This window comes from Kitasatospora sp. NPDC096077 (genome assembly GCF_040303245.1).
Taxonomy (GTDB): Bacteria; Actinomycetota; Actinomycetes; order Streptomycetales; family Streptomycetaceae; genus Kitasatospora.
Genome location: NZ_JBEOSV010000140.1, coordinates 1 through 3,505, shown reverse-complemented (window position 1 = coordinate 3,505; position 3,505 = coordinate 1). Strand labels below are relative to the sequence as shown.

Genomic DNA, 3,505 nt, shown 5'->3' with positions numbered 1-3,505 from the left:
TGGCTTTAACCACGAGTTGTGACGTCAGTTGTTCACGAGTTTGGGAGGCACCCCGAACCACGGACGGGTGATGTTCACGAGTTTTGACGTCACCGGGGTACTTGCCAGGCCAGCATCGGGAGTGCTCCTGGTGAAAGGCCCTGGTCATGCCGCAGATGTCGAAGGTCGAGCTGTACGCCGCGATCCGCCGTGACCACCGGGACGGCATGAAGCTGCGGGAGATCGAGCGCAAGTACAACGTGTCGTGGCGGACGATCAGGAAGGCCGTGGACTCGGTCTGGCCGGAGCCGCGGAAGAAGCTTCCGCCCCGGGCGACAGCGATGGACCCGTACAAGGCGGTGGTCGACGAGATCCTGCGGGCCGACCTGGACGCGCCGCGCAAGCAGCGGCACACGGTCACCCGGATCTTCCACCGCCTGGTCGAGGAGCACGGCGCCGACGTCTCCTACCCGCAGGTCCGCCGCTACGTCGCGGACCGCAAGCCGCAGATCCTGGTGGAGTCGGGGAAGGTCCCGATCGAGGCGTTCGTCCCGCAGACGCACCAGCCCGGGATGGAGGCCGAGGTCGACTTCGGCGACGTGACGGTGAAGCTGGCCGGCGAGCTGGTGACCTGCTACCTGTTCTCTTTCCGGTTGTCCTACTCGGGCAAGGCCGTCCACCGCGTCTTCGCGTCCTGCGGGCAGGAGGCGTTCTTCGAAGGCCACGTCCACGCGCTGCGGGTGCTGGGCGGAGTTCCTCGGAGCAAGGTCCGCTACGACAACCTGAAGGCCGCCGTTGCCCAGGTGCTGGGGCTGAGCCGGGCCCGGATCGAGGCCGACCGGTGGATCGCCTTCAAGTCGCACTTCGGGATCGAGAGCTTCTACTGCCGGCCCGGCATCGACGGCGCCCACGAGAAGGGCGGTGTCGAGGGCCAGATCGGCTACTTCCGGCGCAACCACTTCGTCCCGGTGCCGGAGGTCGAGTCGCTGGCGGAGCTGAACGAGATGGTCGAGCAATGGGACCGGCACGACGGGCGGCGCCGGATCGGCTCCCGGGCGAGGACGGTCGACGAGTACTTCGAGGGCGAGCGAGCGAGGCTGCTGCCGCTGCCGGAGGACCCGTTCGAGACCGGCCGGGTGTTCACCCCCCGGGTCGACCGCTACGGGCAGATCTCGGTCCGCACCAACCGCTACTCGGTGCCGGTCCGCCTGATCGGCAAGCGGGTCCGGGTACTGCTTCACGCCTCCCACCTGGTGGTCTACGACCGGAACGTCGAGGTCGCCCGGCACGAGCGGCTGATCGCCAAGGGCGCCTGCCGGCTGGACCTGGACCACTACCTGGAGGCGCTGGTCCGCAAACCGGGTGCCTTGCCCGGCGCGACCGCGCTCGACCAGGCCCGCTCCGCGGGGAAGTTCACCCCGGTCCACGACGCCTGGTGGGCCGCAGCAGTCCGGGCCCACGGCGACGCGGAGGGCACCAGGGCACTGATCGACGTGCTGCTGCTGGGCCGCCACATCGCCCACGAGCACATCGTCGCCGGGCTGGCCACCGCGCTGCGGGCGGGGGCGCTGACCGCGGACGCGGTCGCCCTGGAAGCCCGCAAGGCCGCCCAGGTCGAGGACGAACCCGCCGTCGAGGTCCCGACGCCGAGGCCGGTTGCCGGTCAGGGGGCCGGGACGGTGACGTTCCTGCACGAGTGGAAGCTCAACCACCTTCCGCAGGACACCCGGCCGCTGCCGTCGGTCAGCCACTACGACCAGTTGCTCCGACACCGTCGCGCCGGCGGCGGTGACCTGCGAGAGGGAGAAGCCCCATGACCGCCATGCTGCCCCGCCAGCGGAACCTGACCGAACAGGCCGCGACCACGGCCATCGACACGGCCTGCCGGCTGCTGCGGCTGCCGTCGATCCGCAACGAGTTCGCCGAGATCGCCGACCGGGCGGTCAAGGACCAGATGACCTACCGCGGCTTCCTCGCCGAGCTGCTGATGGCCGAGTGCGACGACCGGGGCCGGCGCCGTTCGGAGCGGCGGATCAAGGCCGCCGGGTTCCCCCGCGACAAGTCGCTGCGGACCTTCGACTTCGACGCCAACCCCAACATCGACCCCGCGGTGATCAACACCCTCGCCAGCTGCGAGTGGATCAAGAAGAGCCAGCCGCTCTGCCTGATCGGCGACTCCGGCACCGGCAAGTCCCACATGCTCATCGCCCTGGGCACCGAGGCCGCCATGCAGGGCTACCGCGTCCGCTACACGCTGGCCACGAAGCTGGTGAACGAGCTGGTGGAGGCCGCTGACGAGAAGCAGTTGAACAAGACGATCGCCCGCTACGGCCGCGTCGACCTGCTCTGCATCGACGAACTCGGCTACATGGAACTCGACCGACACGGCGCCGAACTGCTCTTCCAGGTCCTCACCGAACGCGAGGAGAAGAACAGCGTCGCCATCGCCTCCAATGAGTCCTTCGGCGGCTGGACCAAGACCTTCACCGACCCCCGCCTCTGCGCGGCCATCGTCGACCGCCTCACCTTCAACGGCACCATCATCGAGACCGGCACCGACTCCTACCGCCTCGCCTCCACCCGGGCGCGGACCGAAGCACCCGCGAAGGCCGGCTGACCGCCGCAAACCCCCACTCGGCGCCCTCCGGCCGGGGGGCGCCTTTGTGCGGATCCAGAGGCGCACACGCGTCAGTCGAAGGCGACAACGAGCCGGACTTCCTCCTCTCCGAAACGGTCCGCCAGTGCCTTCATCACGGCGAAGACGTGCGGCCATTGGGAGGGACTGCCCAGGAGAGAGCCAGCAGTCAGGGGTTCGTAACGGCAGTGCAGGTCCCCGGCGTTCCACTCCGTGAGGTGAGCGGAACGGTCGAGGCCGATAGGCGGCGGGCCCACGGCGTCGAGTGCGTCCGAAGGCCACTGGTCGGGTACGAGCTGCTGGTGCAAGAGCGACGGCAGGGACACCGTCGACCAGGTCAACCGGCCGGTGTAGTGGACGGGAGTGGAAGCAGAGTCGAGCCGGCTGATCTCCGCCCAGCTGACCCAGGTGGCGCCGTGCAGATCCCCGGCTTCCACCATCGGCTCCAGCTCGGCCCGCAGGCCACCCGACAGGTCAGGAGGAAGGCCGCGGTCAGCGGCGAGCGGACGGAAGCCCGCGTAGTTGCGCACCCCGAAGAGGCAGCCGAAGGCTGCGTAGTCGCTCTGGTCGTACAGCGGCCACAGGTCCATCGCCATGGCCCACGGCTCGCCGTCGTAGTAGCCGGCGTCGACGCCGGGATGGCGGAATTCGATGCCGCCGTGGATATCCGTACTCACGGCCGCTCAGGCTAGTGCTCCCCTGGCCGACGGACACCTGGTTATCGCGATCAAGATCACTACCGGTTGGGGATTCGGCCGGTCAACATCCCGTTCCACGGACGAGCACAGTAGTCGGGCGACGTCATTTCTGGTGAACATCCGCAGCGTTCAAGATCGCCAAATGCTGCCCAAACCGCTGACCAATCGCTGCTACTTCACGTGAACGAAGCCA

Annotated in this window: 3 protein-coding genes; 2 read left to right on the top strand and 1 reads right to left on the bottom strand. The window is 68.5% G+C overall.

Annotated elements, in window-relative coordinates:
• Positions 1-155 precede the first annotated feature (155 nt).
• Positions 156-1,796: an IS21 family transposase gene (gene istA / locus ABTZ03_RS44090; protein WP_350518923.1), complete on the top strand. Its 1,641-nt coding sequence runs from the start codon at positions 156-158 to the stop codon at positions 1,794-1,796.
• Positions 1,793-2,596: an IS21-like element helper ATPase IstB gene (gene istB / locus ABTZ03_RS44085; RefSeq protein ID WP_502894778.1), complete on the top strand. Its 804-nt coding sequence runs from the start codon at positions 1,793-1,795 to the stop codon at positions 2,594-2,596. The genes istA and istB overlap by 4 nt, the downstream gene beginning before the upstream one ends.
• 71 nt (positions 2,597-2,667) lie before the next feature.
• Here the strand turns inward: istB and ABTZ03_RS44080 are convergent, their stop codons facing one another.
• Positions 2,668-3,291: a hypothetical protein gene (locus tag ABTZ03_RS44080; RefSeq protein ID WP_350518921.1), complete on the bottom strand. Its 624-nt coding sequence runs from the start codon at positions 3,289-3,291 to the stop codon at positions 2,668-2,670.
• Between the last annotated feature and the right edge of the window lie 214 nt (positions 3,292-3,505).

What these genes read in the sequence shown, in the direction of transcription:
- istA (WP_350518923.1), top strand. Translation starts at nt 156, where the DNA reads ATGTCGAAGGTCGAGCTGTACGCCGCGATCCGCCGTGACCACCGGGAC.
- istB (WP_502894778.1), top strand. Translation starts at nt 1,793, where the DNA reads ATGACCGCCATGCTGCCCCGCCAGCGGAACCTGACCGAACAGGCCGCG.